14 protein-coding genes and 1 pseudogene are annotated in these 18,244 nt (G+C 63.8%); 3 read left to right on the top strand and 12 right to left on the bottom strand.

Going from position 1 to position 18,244, the window contains the following annotated elements:
• Positions 1–164 precede the first annotated feature (164 nt).
• From NKH91_RS12015 to bglB, 9 genes and pseudogenes are all read right to left on the bottom strand, one after another.
• Complete coding sequence (locus NKH91_RS12015; protein WP_352884929.1) at positions 165–1,745, bottom strand: MFS transporter; 1,581 nt, start codon at positions 1,743–1,745, stop codon at positions 165–167.
• Positions 1,742–2,836 carry an HlyD family secretion protein gene (locus NKH91_RS12010; RefSeq protein ID WP_352483676.1) on the bottom strand — a complete coding sequence of 365 codons (1,095 nt, stop codon included), beginning with the start codon at positions 2,834–2,836 and terminating at the stop codon, positions 1,742–1,744. The genes NKH91_RS12015 and NKH91_RS12010 overlap by 4 nt, the downstream gene beginning before the upstream one ends.
• A gap of 507 nt (positions 2,837–3,343) precedes the next feature.
• On the bottom strand, positions 3,344–4,432 hold the full coding sequence (locus NKH91_RS12005; protein ID WP_352884927.1) for an ABC transporter ATP-binding protein: 1,089 nt from the start codon (positions 4,430–4,432) through the stop codon (positions 3,344–3,346).
• Between the two features lie 7 nt (positions 4,433–4,439).
• Entirely contained in the window at positions 4,440–5,492 is a 1,053-nt protein-coding gene (locus NKH91_RS12000; protein ID WP_023716976.1) for a carbohydrate ABC transporter permease, read from the bottom strand.
• Entirely contained in the window at positions 5,489–6,511 is a 1,023-nt protein-coding gene (locus NKH91_RS11995; RefSeq protein WP_023716975.1) for a carbohydrate ABC transporter permease, read from the bottom strand. The genes NKH91_RS12000 and NKH91_RS11995 overlap by 4 nt, the downstream gene beginning before the upstream one ends.
• Positions 6,508–7,776: an ABC transporter substrate-binding protein gene (locus NKH91_RS11990; protein ID WP_352494366.1), complete on the bottom strand. Its 1,269-nt coding sequence runs from the start codon at positions 7,774–7,776 to the stop codon at positions 6,508–6,510. Before NKH91_RS11990 ends, NKH91_RS11995 begins: the two co-directional genes overlap by 4 nt.
• Before the next feature lie 87 nt (positions 7,777–7,863).
• A pseudogene (locus NKH91_RS11985) lies at positions 7,864–10,384 on the bottom strand (hypothetical protein).
• Complete coding sequence (gene kduI / locus NKH91_RS11980) at positions 10,381–11,214, bottom strand: 5-dehydro-4-deoxy-D-glucuronate isomerase (RefSeq protein WP_051409560.1); 834 nt, start codon at positions 11,212–11,214, stop codon at positions 10,381–10,383. Before kduI ends, NKH91_RS11985 begins: the two are co-directional and overlap by 4 nt.
• Entirely contained in the window at positions 11,211–12,311 is a 1,101-nt protein-coding gene (gene bglB / locus NKH91_RS11975) for a beta-galactosidase BglB (protein ID WP_352494368.1), read from the bottom strand. Before bglB ends, kduI begins: the two co-directional genes overlap by 4 nt.
• Positions 12,312–12,421: 110 nt before the next feature.
• Between bglB and NKH91_RS11970 the strand changes: the two genes are divergently transcribed.
• Positions 12,422–13,489, top strand: coding sequence for a LacI family DNA-binding transcriptional regulator (locus NKH91_RS11970; RefSeq protein ID WP_352494369.1), 1,068 nt, complete (start codon positions 12,422–12,424; stop codon positions 13,487–13,489).
• Here the strand turns inward: NKH91_RS11970 and NKH91_RS11965 are convergent.
• Positions 13,474–13,956 (bottom strand): flavin reductase family protein, encoded by a 483-nt coding sequence (locus tag NKH91_RS11965; RefSeq protein ID WP_023716969.1) that lies wholly within the window; start codon positions 13,954–13,956, stop codon positions 13,474–13,476. The genes NKH91_RS11970 and NKH91_RS11965 overlap by 16 nt on opposite strands.
• A complete protein-coding gene (locus NKH91_RS11960; RefSeq protein ID WP_023716968.1) occupies positions 13,956–15,113 on the bottom strand; it encodes an LLM class flavin-dependent oxidoreductase in 1,158 nt (385 codons plus the stop codon). Before NKH91_RS11960 ends, NKH91_RS11965 begins: the two co-directional genes overlap by 1 nt.
• 224 nt (positions 15,114–15,337) lie before the next feature.
• Here NKH91_RS11960 and NKH91_RS11955 point away from each other — a divergent pair, with 224 nt between their 5' ends.
• Both NKH91_RS11955 and NKH91_RS11950 read left to right on the top strand, forming a co-directional pair.
• Positions 15,338–15,994 carry a GntR family transcriptional regulator gene (locus tag NKH91_RS11955; protein ID WP_352589045.1) on the top strand — a complete coding sequence of 219 codons (657 nt, stop codon included), beginning with the start codon at positions 15,338–15,340 and terminating at the stop codon, positions 15,992–15,994.
• A 60-nt stretch (positions 15,995–16,054) separates the two neighbouring features.
• Positions 16,055–17,128: a Gfo/Idh/MocA family protein gene (locus tag NKH91_RS11950; RefSeq protein ID WP_502898288.1), complete on the top strand. Its 1,074-nt coding sequence runs from the start codon at positions 16,055–16,057 to the stop codon at positions 17,126–17,128.
• A gap of 30 nt (positions 17,129–17,158) precedes the next feature.
• On the opposite strand, the gene NKH91_RS11945 is transcribed toward NKH91_RS11950, so the two are convergent.
• Entirely contained in the window at positions 17,159–18,217 is a 1,059-nt protein-coding gene (locus NKH91_RS11945) for an ABC transporter ATP-binding protein (RefSeq protein ID WP_352639150.1), read from the bottom strand.
• Between the last annotated feature and the right edge of the window lie 27 nt (positions 18,218–18,244).

Raw genomic sequence — 18,244 nt, 5'->3', positions numbered from 1 at the left:
ACAGGTAAGACGCTCGGCTGCCTCTTCGTCGGCTGCAGAGTGAAACCGGAAAAACCTCTGCATTCGTCATCCCTGTCTCGTCCGGTTAACACGGCTCATGAGATAATCTGGAAGCCTCGCCCGACCAAAACATCTGTTCCAAAGTATAGGGCCTGGACGCGGTTTTAGTTCTGCGGAGCGGCTTGGCGGGCGAGCAATTGTTTGGCGACAATGAGACAGGGCGCAGCGACCGCGAACAGCAGGACGAGCGCGAAGAAAGCTTCGTCGAACGAGATAGTGGCGACCTGCTTCTCAAGCGCGCGCTGCAGCAGCGGCAGCGCGGCCTTGGTCGCCGCGGGGCTGTCGATACTATTCGCCAGAACGTTCGCAGTGGCTCTCAAGCGCTGGTCCACGGCTGGATCGCCATTGACGAGGTGGGACGTCAGTATCGTCCGGTTGTGGACATTCTGGTGATCAATATACGTTTGCAAGAGGGCTGTGCCGGTCAGACCGCCCGCCTGCTTGCCGAAGTTGAACAGCCCGATGCCGAACGGCAGCGCATCAGGGGCAAGGCCCTGCAGTGTAATCAGCGTCAGTGCCACGAACAGAAGGCCGAGGCCGAATCCCCGCAGCAGCAGAGCAAGGGTCAGGTCCGGTGATCCGCTACCGCTCGTCGAAGCGGACAGCAGCCACATGGCGCCTGCGAAGAGCAGAATGCCAAACGGAGCAAGCGTGATCGGGCGCATCCCGGTCTTTTGGATGAGGAAGCCGGACAACAAAAGTCCAAGCGCGAGCATGGCTCCGCTTGGCAGCAGAAGCACTCCCGCGCCCGTGGCGGTAAAATCGAGCACGTTGAGGGCAAAAGCCGGAATGAGATAGGCGCTGCCCGAAAGGGCAGAGCCGGCGACGATGCTGACGAGAAGGCCAAAGCGAAAGTCCGGATTGCCAAGGGGCGAGATGGCCAGCAGTGAGCCTTCTGAACGAAGGCGGGTCTTCCAGACGGCCAGGAGGCCGGCAGCCGTCACACCGGTTGCGGCAAGGAAGGTGATGTCGGTGTCGTCGAACCAGTTGAACCTGCTGCCTTGCAGCAGGACGTAGGTCAAAAGCGCGGCGCTGATGCCGAGCAACGATATCCCGACGGCAGGAAACCTGGTTTTCCGCCAAAAGGTCCGATCGCCGTCCGCCGCCAACAGGACAAGGGAGACGATGCCGAGCGGAATGATGCTCAGGAATATCCACTCCCAAGTCAGATGGTCGACAAGCCAGCCCTGCAGGGCCGGCGTGACGGTTGTCGGAGCCATGACGGCGCCTACGGCAAAAACCGCCTGAACGACCGGCTGATGCCGATGAGGGAAGCGAAAGAACAGCAGCGTCTGGCCGGCGACGAGAATTGTGCCGCCAGCCAGCCCCTGGACAATGCGGCAGATGCAAATCCAGGTGAGGTCCACCGACAACGTCAAGGCCGCGGATGCCAGCAGAAGGGCGACAACCCCCGCGCGCAGGCAGACGGTCGGCCTGGCTGCCGTTACAAGAAGCGGAGCGACAAGGAACGCCGTCAGCTTCGCCGCGATGAAAACCACGTCGACCATCGCCAGCTCGTCCGACGTTGCGTAGGTGTCGCCAAGCATGTCGATCCGGCCGATGGACAGTGCGGTGGATGCGACCGCGTCCATGAAGGCGGCCAGCACGACGCCGGTTGCTATCAAGGAAGCGCGCAGGGTACCGGGATGGCGCTGCACAGCCGCCGTTTCGGCGAGGTGCATCATTGCGCTGAGCGCCCGTTCGCGGTCCCGCCTGTCTGCATTTCCTGCGCTACTGCCGGAGCATCCCTGGTGCCGACGGTGATGACAACACGAGCCGAGAGTCCCGGAACCAGGCGGCCGGGCAACGGATTGCGCGTCATCCTGATCTTGACCGGCACGCGTTGGACGACGCGGATGAAGTTGCCGGTGGCATTGTCCGGCGGCAGCAGGCTGAAGGCTGCGCCGCTGCCAGGAGCGAAGCTGTCGACAAGGCCGTCGATTTGCAGATCTGGATATTCATCAACCATGACGCGGACCCGTTGGCCGATCTCAACCTGCTTCAGCTGCGTTTCCTTGAAGTTTGCGACGATCCAGACATCGTTAACCGGAACGATGTCCAGGGCTGCCGTCCCTGGGGTGACATAGCGGCCGACCCGGATCTGGCGATTGCCGACGATGCCGTCGACCGGGGCCCTCACGACGGTGTTGGCCAGGTCTAGCATTGCCAGGTCGAGCGCTGCCTGTGCCTGCGACAGGGCTGCCTGCGCGCCGGACAATTGTGCATCCAGGACGCCGAGCTTCAACTTCTGAGCCAACAGATTGGCCTCTGCGCCGTCCAGCGATGCCCTTGCCTTGTCATGGCCGGCCTGCGCATCCTGCAGCTTCTGATCGCTTGCGGTTCCGTTCTTCTGCAGCGTGACGTAGCGGCTTAAGTTGGCGCGGGCGAATTGCAGGTCGGCTGCGGCAGATTGCTTCTGCGCCTCGGCCTGCGCGATCAATGCGTCCTGCAGTTCACGGGTCGCCTTGATGTTGGCGATTTCCGCCTGCCGGGCGGCGACGTTGGCTTTCGCCTGCTCCGCCTTGGCCTTGTAGTCGCTGTCGTCGATGCGAAACAGGACAGCACCTTTTGACACATTGGCATTGTCGTCTATGTCGACTTCGACGACGTAACCGGCGAGCTTCGGAGCGATGCTGGTAATGTCTCCGCGGAGATAGGCGTTATCGGTCGTTTCCTCGAACCGGCCCCTTGTAAACCACTGCCAGCTCCAAATAGCTGCCATTGGCAGCACCATAAGGGCAACGAGGGCGATCGCGATCTTGCGGGGTTGGCTCATGATTGCCTCGACCCCAAGTCGACGCGCTCACTATCGAAGGAGATCTCCGCCTGCCGAAGAGCGAGCCGTTCGGCAAGGCTGCAAACCCACGGTGCGCAATAGAGTCTCACGAGAACGTCTCCGTCGAGCTGCGGCTCTGCAACAAGGCAGAACTGAAGAACGATCGCGGATTTCACGGCCTCGCCGCTATCATGCGGACGAACATCCCATTTGCCCTGATCGGTAGTTCGTACTGAACCTCAGCACAGGTCGTATTGTCAGTCGGCCGGATTCAGGCGCGCGAACGTGGCGGCGCGGATCTCCGTATTGCCGAAGACCGTCCACGAGAAAATCCACTTTGAAGTAAATTCCGGACATCCCGTGGCAGCAATGATCGCAGAGAGCGCCCTCTTGAAGAGTTTGGTTGTCTTAACGTTCACCTATTTTGTGTTTTGACAAGCGCGCAACACGCGTTCGCTGTGCAGCAGTTGCGACAGTTCATGAAACAACCCGCTATCTTGCCTCCGGCTAACGCGGTGCGACACGCAGCCCGGCGGCATCGAAGAGATGCATGCGCTCCGGCGGCAGAGCGAGGTGGATCGGCGGCCCTTGCGATTCAACGCCCTGCTGCTTGAGAACGGCGATAAGTTTGCTGTCGCCGGCAATGGTGGCGTGGACAACGGTTTCCGGTCCCAGCGCCTCGGCCAGCGTTATCCGCGCTTCCACCGATCCCTTGCTGCCATCCGAAAGTTGGATGTCGTGTGGTCGGATGCCAAGCGTCGCGTCGTCTCCCGGTTTCAGCGCGACCCCGTCGGCGGCGACCGAGGCCGACAGCCCGCCCGGACCTTCGACACGCACCTCGGCGCCGCTTGCCGAACGCACCTTCACCGGCAGCAGGTTCATCCGCGGCGCGCCGATGAAGCCGGCGACGAACAGGTTGGCCGGCGCGTTGTAGAGATCGAGCGGCCGGCCGACCTGTTCGATCCGCCCCGAGCGCATGACCACGATGCGGTCCGCCAGCGTCATCGCCTCGATCTGGTCATGGGTGACGTAGATCATCGTGGTTGCCAGCCGCCGGTGCAGGCCCGCCAGTTCAGCGCGCATGGTGATGCGCAGTTCGGCATCGAGGTTGGACAGCGGTTCGTCGAGTAGAAAGGCGGTCGGATTGCGCACCACCGCACGGCCGATCGCCACGCGCTGCTTCTGGCCGCCCGACAATTGACCGGGCCGGCGGTCTAGATAGGAAGCAATTTCCAGTATGCGCGTCGCTTCCGTGATCCGCGCGTCGATCTCGGCTTTCGGCATACGGATGTTTTCGAGCCCGAAGGCGAGGTTCTGGCGCACGCTCATGTGCGGGTAGAGCGCGTAAGACTGGAACACCATCGCCAGACCGCGCTGCGCGGCCGAAACGTTGGTGACGTCGACCCCGTCGATCTCAATCTTGCCGTCGGTCGGCCGATCGAGCCCGGCAATCAGCCGCAGCAGCGTGGACTTGCCGCAACCCGACGGGCCGACGAGGACTAGCATCTCGCCGTCCCCGACGTCGAGGTTGATGCCGTGCAAGATCTTCATCTTGCCGTAAGCGCGATCGATGTTGGTCAGCGTTATCCGTCCCATGACATCCTCACTTCAGTCCGGTGCCGGCAATGCCGGAAGTGATGTAACGCTGCAGGAAGACGAAGACGAGGACGACGGGGATCATCGTCACCACGGTCATCGCCAGGATGTAGTGCCACTGCACGTTTAGCTGGCCGGCATAGGTGTTGAGGCCGACCTGGAGTGTGTAGAGTTCCTTGCGCGACAGCACCACCAGCGGCCACAGAAAGTCGTTCCAGCGCCAGACGACCGAGAAGATCGCCAGCACGGCGAGCGCCGGTGCTGCAAGCGGCAATACGATGCGCCAGTAGATCTGCCATTCGGAAGCGTTGTCCATGCGCGCCGCATCGAGCAGCTCGTCCGGGATGGTCAGCATATATTGGCGCAGCAGGAAGACGCCGGTCGGCGTCGCCACGGTCGGCAAGATCACGCCCCACAGCGAATCGAGCAGTCCGACGGCGCCCACCACCGAATAGAGCGGCACCAGGATGACCGACAGCGGCACCATCAGCGTACCGACGATCACAAGCATCGTCAGATCGCGGCCGCGGAACTTGTATTTCGACAAGGCGAAGGCGGCCATCGAATTGGTGAGCAGCGTGATCAGCGTCGCCATTGCCGTCACAAAGACCGAATTGCGCAGATAGCGCAGGAAGTCGAAATGGACGAAGGGCTCGGTGTAGTTCTCCGTTGCGAAGCCGATTTCGCGCACCGGCTGCCGGTCGGCGATGTTGACCTTGACGATATCGTTCGGCGCCTGCGGGTCCACCATTTGCGCCATGATGCCGATGCGCCGCACCTCGGCCAGCACCTTGGTCGAACCATCCGGAAGCTTCACCCTGTAGAGGGCCAGCGGCTTATCGTAGCCTTCGACCCTCGCCTGTTGGCTGACATAAGGCATTATGGTCGGCGGGAACTCGGCGAGCTGTGCCGGTGTCTTGAATGACGAACCCACCAGCCAAACGGCCGGACCGAACATGATGACAACGCCGCCGAGCAGCCACAGCCAGCTCACGATATCCGTCCAGTGCCAGCCGCGACCGCCGCGCCGGCGGGTCAGGAATGTCATGACGCTGCTCATTCGCGGGCTCCTTTCCGCTCACCCCGGCGTCCGACCTGCAGCTGAACTAAGGTGAGCACGACCAGCACCAACCCCATCAAGATCGAAGCCGCCGAAGCCAGCCCCGGATTGCGCAGCAGGGAGGCGAAGCCGATCTCATAGATGTACTGCGTGATATAGAGGGTCGAGGTTCCCGGCCCTCCACCCGTCAGCACATAGACTTCGTCGAAGATCTGCACGGCGCGGATCAGCGTCAGCACGATGACGACAAGCAGGTTAGGCATCAGCAGCGGCAGCGTGATGCGCCAGAACACCCGCGCCGGCTTCGTGCCGTCCATCTCGGCCGCTTCGTAAAGGTCGCGCGGGATCGCCTGCAATCCGGCAAGCAGGATAAGCGTATAAAAGCCCATATGGGCCCAGACCGAAACGCTGACGGCGGCGGTGAAAGCCCAGAAGCGGTCGGTCAGCCAGTTGTGCGGCTCGCCGCCCAGATCATGGACGATCAGGTTCAGCAAGCCCTGGCGTTGCAGGATCCAGCGCCAGATCAGACCGGTGACGACGGGCGACAGCAGCACCGGAAAGAAGAACACCGCGCGCCAGAAGCTGCGCCCGACGATCTCACGGTTGAGGATCAGCGCTGTCGCCATCGACACGACCGTCATCAGCGCCACCTGCACGACGACGAACAGGCCGGTATTGTGCACGGCCTTCCAGAAGAGATCCTCGTGGCAAGTGGCAGTGTCCAGGTAGTTGCCGCAATCGAGCAGGCGCTGGTATTGCTCGAGCCCGACATAGGTTCGGTCCTGCAGGAAGTAGGCCGTTCCTGACGTGGCCGAATAGAAGAAGTTGATGATCATCGGCACCAGGACGAAAATGCCGAAGATCGCCATGTTTGGGGCCAGGAAGAACGCGGCCATGCCGCCGGTGCCCGTCGCGCGCTGCCAGAACTTCAGCGGCACGTTGACGATCGATGCCAGCCACACGACCGGCGCCGCGAGGGCGGCGCCAATCCATGCCTTCAGTGTCGCGGCGGCGGTCACTTCGCCTCGGCAACCTTGTCGGCGATATCCTGGTCGATCCTGCCCCAGGCATCGTCGAGGCTGAGCTCGCCGGCCATCACCTGGCTGACGCGCGTCACCAGCGCGGCGAAGTAAGCATTGGCCCACTTCCACGGCGGCAGCGCATCGGCCGCCGGCAGGGTTTCACCCGCCGCCTTGACGAATTTGTCGAGCGCCGGACCGACATTCTTGTCGGCCGAGACCCATTTCAGCCCGCCCTTGTCTACGACGCCCTTGTGCGCGGGCAGAAACAGCGTGCGCTCGCTGAACTCTTCCACCACGTCTTCACGGGCCAGATAATCCATGACCTTGGCGACATCCTTGGGATTCTTCGTGTATTTGATGGCGACCAGCGCCGCGCCGCCTTTCACGCCCGAACAGCCTGTAGTACCGCAGGGCGAGCCGGTTGCCACCCAGTCGAAACTGTCGCCGATCTTGGTCGACAGATTGGCGACCTGCCAGCTGCCCGAATAGTAGAACGGGATCTGGGCGTTGATGAAGTCGTCGGCGGCCGCGCGGTAGGTCGAGCCTGCCGCCGACACCCAGGTATCCTTCAGCATCAGGCCCTTGGCGGTCCAGTCGACGAGCTTGCCGACGAACGCCTTGGTGCCGTCGTCCACTTTGGCCGGCATGCCATTGGGGCCGATATAGTTCGCTCCGAAGGAGACATTCGGACCCGAAATGCGGTGGCCGGAACGGTCGATGGCGAAGGCAGCCGGAAGCTGTTGGCTCTTCGCCACCTCGGCGGCGGCGTTGATCCAGTCGTCCCAGGTCGCCTTGTCGCCGGGCAGCGGCACGCCGGCCTGTTCGAACAACGTCTTGTTGGCGAAGCCGCCGGTGAGCGTGAGCTGGGTCATGAAACCCGGGATGGCGTTGGAGCCGTCGGGGCGCATCCAGTCCAGCGTGTCAGCGAAATTGTCCTCCCAATATTTCGGATCGGCCACCAGTGGCCTGAGATCGAGCCAGTGCTGGGCAAGCTCCTTGATGTTCGTGACGCGGGCGATGTCCGGGCCCTGGCCGGCTTCGAGCTGGATGGGCAGCTGCTCCTGGATCACCTTGTAGGCGACGTTGTCGAGCGTGACGTGGATGTCGGGATTGTCCTTCATGAAGCGGTTCAGAATGTCCTGAATGACATCGCCTTCGACACCGTCCGAATACCACATGATGCGCACGTCGCCGGCAAACGCGCTGGTCGATGCGAGCAGACTGACCGATAGCGCGGCCAGCAAAGTGCGGGACTTATTCATGCTTTCGTCTCCTCCTTTAGCGGGGCGGCGCCCCGATAGTTCAAGCCGCTACGCCCTCTCCTCTTGAGCGTCGCAGCCGATTCCTCCCTACTCTCTGTGCTTCATGCGCATCGCCTCACCGCGCACGGTCCAGTTGGCCGGATCGAGTGTACGTCCCTCGGCCACGATCCTTGCGTCGGCGAGGAAATGCACCGTGCCGTACTCCGGATCCTCGACGATCAACTCGCCGTCGGGACCCGACCGCACCGACAGGCCGGCAAAGGCGCCCGCCCAGGCGTCGAGCGCCGGCAGATTGGCATCCCTGTCACCGAGGCGAACGATCCATGTCGTCCTGCGTCCCGCCGCCCGCAACTCGTTGCCGGCCGTCGGGCCGGCCTCTACCTGCGTGAGCGGAACATCCGTCTTCAGCATGACGAAGGCGCCGCCGGATTGCGCGAACGCCCGATCGCCACCCACTCGCACGGCATCGAAGGCACGTGCGGGGAACCAGGCGTGCGTGAAGTCGGGCTGTTCATCCGAGCAGGAGAAGCTGACGATGGCGAGGTCGCGGTATTGGTGAAGCCGGGGCAACGTGCCTGAGCCACCCCAATATGATGGTCTGCCATATCCCGACTGCAGCACTTCGCCGGGGTGGTTGATCCAGATCTGCGCATCCGGATTCTTGCCCAGCCGGGCGTGAATGACGGTCTCCTGATAACCCCATTGATTCCAGCGATAGCCAGCGGCGCTGCCCATCGCATGGCCGCGCGTCTTGTAGTGGTAGAGCCGCGCGAAGCGGTCTTGTCCCTGCGCGAAAGTCCATTCCCACGCCGTATCGTCGGTGAGGGAAGCAATTGCTGCCAACCCGTCCGGAACGCTCAAATCGTGATCCCGCAGGCACAATGCCAGCTGCGGCAGCGCGTGAAAGCGCATGCCGTAATTGCCCTTGCCCCAAAGCATGCGGCAGATGCCGGACAATTCCAGGGAACGCGCGGCGCGCAGCGTGTGCTCGTAGGAGCGGCCCTGCGCCCCGGTGAGGATGCCGCGATGCGCCGAGCGGGCGACGATTTCAAGCAGGCGTATGACTGCGTTGCCGGCACGTTCGGCGATGTCCTTGTCCGGGGCCAGCGCGCAGAGCGCGCACAGGCCCTTGAGGTCGATCGGAAAATAGGGCGCCGAGTTGAACTCGGCCATCTCCCATGCCTCGAAATGATCGAGCCAGGCGCGTACCCGCGCGGCTCCCACCGCGGACTGTTCGCGGCCAAGGCGGCCCGACCGCACGAACCGCACATCAGGCAACAGGCTCCCAGCAATATAGGCGGCGGTGTGGAAGAGCAGCGCGTGGTTCTCGGAGAAGTACCACTGCACATCATTGCCGGGCTCGTCCATCCAGTAGCGATAGCCGAGGATGGCGTTGTCGATGCGCGCGCGCAGGCTCACTTCCAGCCGATCGCCATAGGCCTTGCGGCACCACAGCAGCGGCACCAGGATGAAGTCGGCGCAATCGTGACAATCCTCGATCGCCGGCAGCGTGCCGGAGATCATGGCGTCGGTCTCGGCGCCCTGCTGCCCGATCGCCAGGCGCGCCAGCGCGCGCACCGTATCGGCCTCGGCGTGATCGGCGACCTCGCGCAAAGCCTCATCTATACGCGCGGTAAGCGTTTCCGGCGCATCGCCCTGACGGTGCGCGTGGCATATCTCGACGCCGAAGACACGCGATACGGCATGGTCTGCGACCCTCAGCGACACCTTGAAATGGCGAAAGTCGGCCGGCAGCTGCTCGGTATCGGCGATCGGCAGCCGCGTCTGGCCCGTTGGCAGATCGAAGGCGAAGCGCACCGGCGTCTCGATCGACATGAAATCGCCTTCGATCTCGATCTCGACTTGCGCGTCGCGCGGCAGGGCCACGCCGGTGACGAGCGCCACCTCGCCGCCGTCATAGGCGGGACGCTCGAAATGCATGTCGTCGAGGGCTGCTTCCATCGCATCGGCAACGCCGCTCTCGACTTCGATCGGCAGTGCGACCGAAGCAGCCGGACCGGATAGATAATCGAGCTGGAAATAGTAGCGGGCGTCGCGCTCGGCGAGATCGTCGAACCATAATGCGAATGTCGTTGCGGCCGACCCTCAGCACGATCTTGAAGTGCTCGGCACTTTCCAGATTGCGGCCGTAGGGCGCCATCCAGCCGGCTTCCTCGCCATTGGCAAAGAGTATGGCGCCGCCGCATGTACGCAGCCGTACCATCACCTCGCCACTCGAGGCCGCCTCGATGGTGGTCTCGGCCCAGGTCCCAAGCACCGTCGGCCGGAACCAGAAGCCCGACAGGTCGATGCGTGGCGAGGCGAAGGGCAACCAGATGCGCTCAGCGCCGAATTCGGCGCTGACCTGTGGTCGCTTGCCGCGTCGTTCCGCTGCGAACTGCGTGCGGCACGGATATTCATGGGGAATGAAATTCTTGTGCTTGGTAAGGAAGAAGAAGGGATCCATCTCGCCTTGCATGGGCTGGTCGGCCACGTCGTAGCGTTGCTCGGCGATAGACCCGAGCCGCCAATAGACGATTGGCTGCCCCGCCACGAGCGGCCGGCGCAGCGTAAAGTCCGTCCGAACGCTTTGCGCGGCCTCGCTCATCGCAAATCCTTCACGGGTACTGGATCGACATCGGTGTAGGCCTGGTTCTCGCCGGTCATGCCCCAGACGAAAGCATAGGGGCCGGTGCCGGCACCCATATGGATAGACCAGGCGGGCGACAGGACAACGTCACCGTCCGCAACCATCAGGTGGCGCGTCTTGTCAGGCCGGCCCATCAGATGGACCACACGGTCGGCCTCGGCGAGGTCGAAGTAGCAATAAGCTTCCATGCGCCGCTCATGCAGATGCGGCGGCATGGTATTCCACACACTGCCCGGCGCGAGGTCGGTGATCCCCATCAGCAAGAGGCAGGACGGGGCCACTTCGGGATGGATGTACATGCGCAGCGTGCGCCTGTTCGCGCGAGCCTCCTCGCCGAGCACAAGCGGCTTGGCTTCGCTGTTGACGATGAGACGGTGCGCAATAGCGGCGCCGGCCGGCACCGAGTTCATATAGAAGCGTGCCGGCCTCTCCGGATCGTCGCTCTCCAGCGTCACCTCGCGCGCTCCGCGTCCGATATAGACGATGTCGCGGTTAGCCACGGGAAAGCGCCTGCCGTCCACCGCGACGGCGCCATTGCCGCCGAGATTGGCGATGCCCATCTCGCGCGCGTCAAAGAAGAGCGGCGTGCCGACTTCGGCCCCGTTGCCGAATGTCAGCGGGTTGGCCAGCGGCACCGCGCCACCGACGATCATGCGGTCGACATGGGTGTAGACGAATTCGATCGCGCCGGGCCGGAACAAGCCGTCGACCAGGAACTCGGCCCTCAGCCGGTCCGTGTCCATGCCGGCAATATCGCCCGGCGACACGCCATAGAGCGTCCGCATCATGCCGCCTCCACCTTCGACTGCAGATGCCGGGTCCCTTCGGTCAAGCACAGAATGGCCAGCGCCTGTCCGTAGCCCGTCGGATGGATGGGTATATCGCGATAGAACTGCAGGTCGGCGCCCATGCGTGTGCCATAAGACACGTTCGCCACCACACCTTTGTCATCGATGTTGGCCACCACGGCTTCCAAGGCGCGGAGGCCGGCGGCACGGCACTCTGTCGAGCCGATTCCGAGCCGCGCGGCCTTCATCAACCCGTAGCCGAAGCCGGCCGTGGCGGAAATCTCCTCGTAAGACGTCGGGTCGTCGAGCAGAGTGTGCCATGCGCCCGAACCTGCCTGCACCTCGAGCAGGGCGTTGATCTGCGTCTCCAGCACGCCGAGCAGATAGGCCCGGACCGAGGGTGCAATTTCGGCGAACTCCACCAGTTCGAGGATACCGACGGTAATCCAGGCATTGCCTCTCGCCCAACGCGCACGGGCGAAATTGTGCCGTCCCGCGAACGTCCAGCCGTGAAACCACAGCCCTGATGCCGGATCGGCGAGATAACGCGCGTGGACCAGGAATTGCCTTTCTGCTTCCTCGACGAAGCGACGCTGACCGGCAGCCTGGCCGTAGGATGCGAGGAACAGCGCCACCATGAACAGCGTGTCGTCCCACAATTCGTCGTCGTTGACCCGGTCCGAAACATCATGCTGGAAACCGCCTTCGGGCGTCCGTGGCAAGGCGGTGACTACCTGCTCGGCCCATTCGCGCAGGACCGGCTCGAAGCGCGGCTGGCGCCGGCGCCGCCACAATTCGCTTAGCGCCAGCAGAGGCGCCGTGGTGTTGACGTTCATCGCAGGGAGACCGGCAGCGATGCGTCGGTCGTACCAGGCCTCGATCGTCTGCAGCAGCCGATCGTCGCCGGTCTGCGCCCACAGCCGAACCAGCCCGTAGAGCCCGACGCCCTGCGGCCATTCCCAGCTGTCGAAGCTGACATAGTCGCCCGGCGTGCCGTCGAGATTCGGCTCATGGAACCGCCCGTCATGACGCAAGCCGGTCATGCCGGCCACGAGGCTGGCAAGCACGGAATTCAGGCGTTCGGCCGACAGCGGCATCACTCCTCCCGTTTCTCCCGCTTCATCGGAACTGTTTCACAGCCATTTTTCTTGCGCAATCTGAAAATTTTTTGCATTAATCGGGTGACTTGGCGGAGATGACGGAGCGGATGAATATCCAGGGCAAGCGCGGGCGCCCCAGCCGCCGCATTCGACTTGAGGAGATCGCGGCGCGTTGCGGCGTGTCGGTCAGCACCGCCTCCCGTGCGCTGAGCGGTGTCGGCGGCGTGAGGGACGAGCTTCGCACCAGGATCATCGAAACGGCGAAGTCGATGAACTATGCCATTCCCGCCTCGGTTGCCGGCCGCAAGGTCATCCTGGCCGCAAGCAGCGTGGCAATGGTGGACAGTGCCCGCAATCAGTTCACCTACCATGTCCTTGATGGGCTCAACGAGCGCGCCCGGTTGCTGGGCGTCGAACTGGTGACCCGGCCGGTTTCGGCGCCCGAGGACGAAATCGCGCTGCTGCGTGAATCCGAGCGCGACGACACCGTCGCCGGCTGCCTGTTTCTGACACTGGACGATGACGATGTGCTGACGCTGACAGCCGGATTCGCCAAGCCGATCGTGCTCGTCAACGGCGACGATCCCTCGATGCGCCATTCGAGCGTGACGCCCTGCAATCGCTCTGCCGCCATGCTTGCCGCGCAGCATCTGATCGGCCTCGGCCACCGCCGCATCCTGTTCCTGATGCGGCGTGGGCGGCGCACGATCGAGCGGCGCTACGAAGGTTGGCGCGACGCGCTGATCACGGCCGGCATTGTCGGCTTCGACGACTTCGTGGTCGAGGTGCAGGACTGGCTGCCGGAACTTGCGAGCAGGGCCGTGACCGAGCGCATCGCGGCCCGCGGCCTCGATTTCACCGCCGTGCTGACGGCCGGCGACAGCCTGGCGTTTGGTGCCATCGCCGGCGTCCAGGAGGCCGGATATTCGGTGCCTGGCGATGTGTCCGTGGTCGGTATGGACGACTTGCCGCTCGCTGCCTTCTGCAATCCGCCGCTGACGGCGATGCACATTCCCATGCGCGAGATCGGATCGGCGGCGCTTAGCCTGTTGCTCGACGACATGGCCCATTCGGGGTCGCCGCCGCGTCGCGTCGAACTTGCCTGCAATCTCGTGGTGCGCCAGTCGACGGCACCAGCCCGGAGCGGCGCCGGCGGTCATCAACTGGCCTCTTGAGCGCGCGACTTGCCGCCAGCAAAGAGCAACGGCAACCCCTCTTGCGTCTCCAGTTCAAGGACACGTCCAAGCAGGATCATATGGTCGCCAGCCGGAAAGCGGTCGGCGACGCTGCATTCGAACCGCGCCAGCGCGCGCGGCAGCAATGGCACGCCGTGCTCGCTCCATGACAGGTCAAGATCGGCAAAGTCCGTCCCCGACTTCGAAAAACGCCAGCACAGATCGATTTGATCTTCCGCCAGCACGTGAATGGCGTAGTGCGCGGAATTGGCGAAGGCTTCGAACCGGCGCGAGTGGCGGCCGATAGACCAGAGCACCAGCGGCGGGTCGAGCGACACGGATGAGAAGCTGTTGGCGGTGATTGCGACCGGGCCGTCGGCCGTGCCGGTGGTGACGACCGTGACGCCGGTGGCGAAACGCCCGAAGGCATTGCGCAAAAGGCCTGGATCGCACACGACATGCTCCATCAGCGGCGCTCCCCCGTTCCCAGTGGTGTCGCCGGGATCCGTTCGGGCACCCGGCCATAGGCGTGCGGGAGCGAGCATGTCTTGAGCTGGGGCAGGACCTTGGTGCCGAAATGACGCGCCTCGTCGAGATGGGGGTAGCCGGAAAAGATGAAGGCGCGGATCCCCATCTTCATATACGCCTCGATTTCCGACAGAACCTGATCGGTCGAGCCCACCAGCGCCGCGCCGCAGCCAGAGCGCGCCCGCCCGACCCCCGTCCACAGATGCGGCTCGACATAGCCTTCGGCATCGGCGATCTGGCGGTTCCTGGCCTGGTGCGATACGCCGAGCGATCGGGCGTCGAGCGCGCGCTCGCGGATCGCCCTGCCCTGCTCGTCGTCCAGCCTCGAAACCAGCTCCCGGGCATATTCCTTTGCCTCTGCCTCGGTATCGCGCACGATCATGTGGACGCGCAGGCCGTAGTCGAGCGTCCGCCCATGACGCTCGGCGCGCTCGTGGACTGCTCTCATGCGGCCGGCAAGCTCCTCCTTGGTTTCCGGCCACATCAGGTAGACGTCGCACTGTTCGGCGCAAAGCTCGAGCGCGTCGGGCGAATAACCGCCGAAATAGAGCAGCGGGCCGCCATTCTGCTGATAGGGCTTCGCCGGCGCCGTCGAGAGCCCTTTGTAGCGATAGACCTCGCCCTCGAAATCGATGCTGTCCCTGGTCCAGGCCTGGCGCAGGATCTGCACCACCTCGCGGGAACGCTGATAGCGGTAGGCGCTGTCGGCTGTCTCGCCCGGAAAGTCCGACGAAATGACGTTCACCGTCAGCCGGCCTTCCAGCATGTGGTCCAGCGTCGCAATCGTGCGCGCCAGCATGATCGGCTGCATCTCGCCGCAGCGCACAGCGGCAAGCAGATTGATCTTCGACGTGATCGGCGCGCAGCCGGCAACGAAGCTCAGCGTGTCCTGGCCGACCTGATAGGACGACGGACACAAGATGTTGCGGAAACCGAGTGCCTCGGACGTCTTCACGATCTCGGAGCAATGCGCCCAGCCCGAGCGCAGTGCGCCGTCCGGCACGCCGAGATATCGATAGTCGTCCGAGCAGAGTGCGGCGAACCACGAGACTTCGGCAGCATCGAGATCCGGCGAGGTGATTGGGACGATGCTCATTGCCACTCTTCAGAAAAGACGTCCGGGCCACTCAATGACGTCCGGAGCTGCGAATAGGGCTTGCGTAGCATTCGTTTCTGTGTAGATCAATACTGTATCAATTTTGGAGCCAAACCCGAAACCGAGATGCGATTGGAACACCGATGCATTTGACAAGGGCGGACCCAGGCCACCGATCCAGCCAGATGCGCGGGCCCTTGCCTGTGCACTTGCAGACCAGCGAAATGCTGATCCGCGAAATCGCGGCCGGACGGCTGCCCGACGGGGCGCGGCTGCCGCCCGAGCGCGAGATGGCCGCGAGCCTCGGGATTGCCGTCGGCACGCTCAGGCGCGCGCTGGCAGATTTGACCGAAAAGGGCCTTCTCGATCGCATCCAGGGCTCGGGTAACTATGTGCGAGCGCGCGGCGACTTGCTCGGGATCTATGCCTTCTTTCGCCTGGAGCGCATCGGCGGTGGCGGCCTGCCGAGCGCCGACGTGCTGTCCGTCGAGCGGCTGCCCAAGCCCGCCGACCTGCCGCAATTCGGCAGCACCGGCGAAGCCCACCGTATACGCCGGCTGCGGCGGCTTGACGGCGAGCCGGCCGCGGTCGAGGAGATCTGGCTCGACGTCAGCCGCGCCGAGCGGCTCAAGCGCGAGGACCTGTCGGAATCCCTCTATCTCCACTACCGGCTCGCGCTCGGCTTTTCGATCGTTCGCGCCGAAGACCACGTCGCCGTCGCGCCTGCGCCGGACTGGGCCCCGCTCGAGTTCAGGCCATCGCCGGGGACGGTCGTGGGTTTCATTGAACGTATCGCCTGGGCTGGCGACGGCGCCAGCGCGGAATATTCCCGCAGCTGGTTCGATCCGGGCGCGGCGCGCTACGTCACGCGTTTCAGATAGGCCGGAGGAAGTCGCAGCGTGACCAGATCATCGATCGGCTACGGCATCATCGGCTGCGGCATGATGGGCCGCGAGCACATCCGCAACATCGCTCTGTTGCCCGACGCGCATGTGGCCGCGATCTTCGAGCCGGACCCCGGCATGTTGGCGGCGTCGCTGGCGACGGCGTCGGGCGCGCGATCGGCGGCATCGATCGCCAAACTGCTGGCCATGGACGAGGTAGACTGCGTCTTGATTGCCAGCCCCAACCACCAGCACCTCGGTCAGATGGAGCAGATCGCCGCACTTCGACCACTGCCGGTGCTGGTGGAAAAGCCGCTCTTCACCGACGCCGCTGGCGAGGGGCGGATCGCGGCGCTGAAAGCTCGGCTTCCGCTCGTGTGGGTGGCCATGGAATACCGCTATATGCCGCCCGTCGCCGCATTCATCGAGCAGGCGCGCCACGCCACCGGCGGCATCCGCATGCTGACGGTCCGCGAGCACCGTTTCCCGTTTCTGACCAAGGTCGGCGACTGGAACCGCTTCAACCGCAACACCGGCGGCACGTTCGTCGAGAAGTGCTGCCACTTCTTCGACCTGATGCGGCTGATCCTCGGATCCGACCCCGTCCGCGTGATGGCGAGCGCTGGACAGGCCGTAAACCATCTCGACGAACGCTACGGCGGTGAGAGGCCGGATATCCTTGACCATGGCTATGTGCTGGTTGATTTCGCGAGCGGTGCGCGCGCCATGCTGGAACTCTGCATGTTCGCCGAGGGCAGCCGCTACCAGGACGAACTCTGCGCTGTCGGCGGCGACGGAAAGATCGAATGTCTGGTGCCGGGTCCCGGTCGCTTCTGGCCGACCCACCTTGGCCCTGCGCCAGTGCCCCAGTTGATCGTCAGCCCGCGCAATCTGCCTGGACCACGCCTGCTGGAGATTCCCGTCGACCCCCGGCTGCTCGAGGCAGGCGACCATAACGGTTCGACCTATTTCGAGCATGTCCGCTTCACCGCTGCGGTGCGCGGACAAGGCAAAGTGGAAGTGACCTTGCAAGACGGCTGGTGGGCCGTCGTCATGGGTCTCGCCGCCCAGAGATCGGCCCGCGAAGGCCGCGCCATCGAACTTGCCGTTGAATTCGCGTTGCCGACCTGAGGCCGACCACGCATTCACCAGACCATAGGGTCAGATGCGCCGACCGGTTGCTGCGTCGAACAGATGCGCACATGCGCGGTCGATCTCGATCCGCACCGGCGCGCCCTGCTTGAGCGGAAGCCGTTCGCGGAAAAGGCAGGAAATTTCCTCGCCGGCGCAGTCGACCTTGGCGAAGATTTCCGAACCTGTGGCTTCCAGAAGCGTGACCGTGCCTGGCATTCCCCCGGCAGTTGCGCGGATATGTTCGGGGCGGATGCCGTAGACGAGTTCGCGTCCTGCGGCATCCGCCGGCTGGGCGCCTTCCGGCAACGGCAGGATCAACCCGCCGGCGCTGCGGAACACGCCCTCCTCGATGCGGCCGGCAATGAAGTTCATGGCGGGCGAGCCGATGAAACCGGCAACGAAGAGATTGGCCGGATGGTCGTAGAGGTCCAGCGGCGCGCCGATCTGCTCGACCAGGCCGTCATGCAGTACGACGATCTTGTCGGCCATAGTCATGGCCTCGATCTGGTCGTGCGTGACATAGATGGTCGTGGTACCCAGCCGCTGGTGCAGGGCCTTGATCTCGCCGCGCATCTGGACGCGCAACTTGGCGTCGAGGTTGGAGAGCGGCTCGTCGAACAGGAAGACCTGCGGGTCGCGTACGATCGCGCGGCCCATGGCGACGCGCTGGCGCTGGCCGCCGGAAAGCTGGCGCGGATAGCGGTCGAGCAGCTTTTCGAGGCCAAGAATGCCGGCTGCCTTCCTGACCCGCCCAGCGGTATCGGTCGGGTCGGCTTTCTTGATCTTGAGGGCAAAGCCCATATTGTCGGCCACAGTCATATGCGGATAGAGCGCATAGTTCTGGAACACCATCGCGATGTTCCGGTCTCGCGCCCGCAGATTGTTGACCATGCGCTCGCCGATTGCGATCCTCCCGCCCGAGATCGTTTCAAGTCCGGCAATCATGCGCAGCAGCGTCGACTTTCCGCATCCCGACGGGCCGACCAGGATGACGAACTCGCCGTCGGCGATATCGACACTGACGTCGTGAATAATCTTGGTGGCCCCGAAGGCCTTCTGCACGTTGTTGATCGTTACCGATGCCATTGGATCTTTCCTGGAAAAAAAGTGATG

The sequence above is a fragment of the Mesorhizobium sp. M0894 genome (assembly GCF_040319725.1).
GTDB lineage: Bacteria > Pseudomonadota > Alphaproteobacteria > Rhizobiales > Rhizobiaceae > Mesorhizobium.
The sequence above is the reverse complement of the archived record's forward strand: the minus strand, read 5'-3'. Positions and strand labels throughout refer to the sequence as shown.

Coding starts and splice junctions, on each gene's coding strand:
- bglB (WP_352494368.1), bottom strand. CDS start 12,311: ATGCCGCTGTCGGCCGAACGCCTGAATTCCGTGCTTGCCAGCCTCGTG.
- NKH91_RS11965 (WP_023716969.1), bottom strand. CDS start 13,956: ATGGAGCATGTCGTGTGCGATCCAGGCCTTTTGCGCAATGCCTTCGGG.
- NKH91_RS12005 (WP_352884927.1), bottom strand. CDS start 4,432: ATGGGACGGATAACGCTGACCAACATCGATCGCGCTTACGGCAAGATG.
- kduI (WP_051409560.1), bottom strand. CDS start 11,214: ATGATGCGGACGCTCTATGGCGTGTCGCCGGGCGATATTGCCGGCATG.
- NKH91_RS11990 (WP_352494366.1), bottom strand. CDS start 7,776: ATGAATAAGTCCCGCACTTTGCTGGCCGCGCTATCGGTCAGTCTGCTC.
- NKH91_RS11955 (WP_352589045.1), top strand. CDS start 15,338: ATGCTGATCCGCGAAATCGCGGCCGGACGGCTGCCCGACGGGGCGCGG.
- NKH91_RS11970 (WP_352494369.1), top strand. CDS start 12,422: ATGAATATCCAGGGCAAGCGCGGGCGCCCCAGCCGCCGCATTCGACTT.
- NKH91_RS12010 (WP_352483676.1), bottom strand. CDS start 2,836: ATGAGCCAACCCCGCAAGATCGCGATCGCCCTCGTTGCCCTTATGGTG.
- NKH91_RS11950 (WP_502898288.1), top strand. CDS start 16,055: ATGATGGGCCGCGAGCACATCCGCAACATCGCTCTGTTGCCCGACGCG.
- NKH91_RS11960 (WP_023716968.1), bottom strand. CDS start 15,113: ATGAGCATCGTCCCAATCACCTCGCCGGATCTCGATGCTGCCGAAGTC.
- NKH91_RS12000 (WP_023716976.1), bottom strand. CDS start 5,492: ATGAGCAGCGTCATGACATTCCTGACCCGCCGGCGCGGCGGTCGCGGC.
- NKH91_RS12015 (WP_352884929.1), bottom strand. CDS start 1,745: ATGATGCACCTCGCCGAAACGGCGGCTGTGCAGCGCCATCCCGGTACC.
- NKH91_RS11945 (WP_352639150.1), bottom strand. CDS start 18,217: ATGGCATCGGTAACGATCAACAACGTGCAGAAGGCCTTCGGGGCCACC.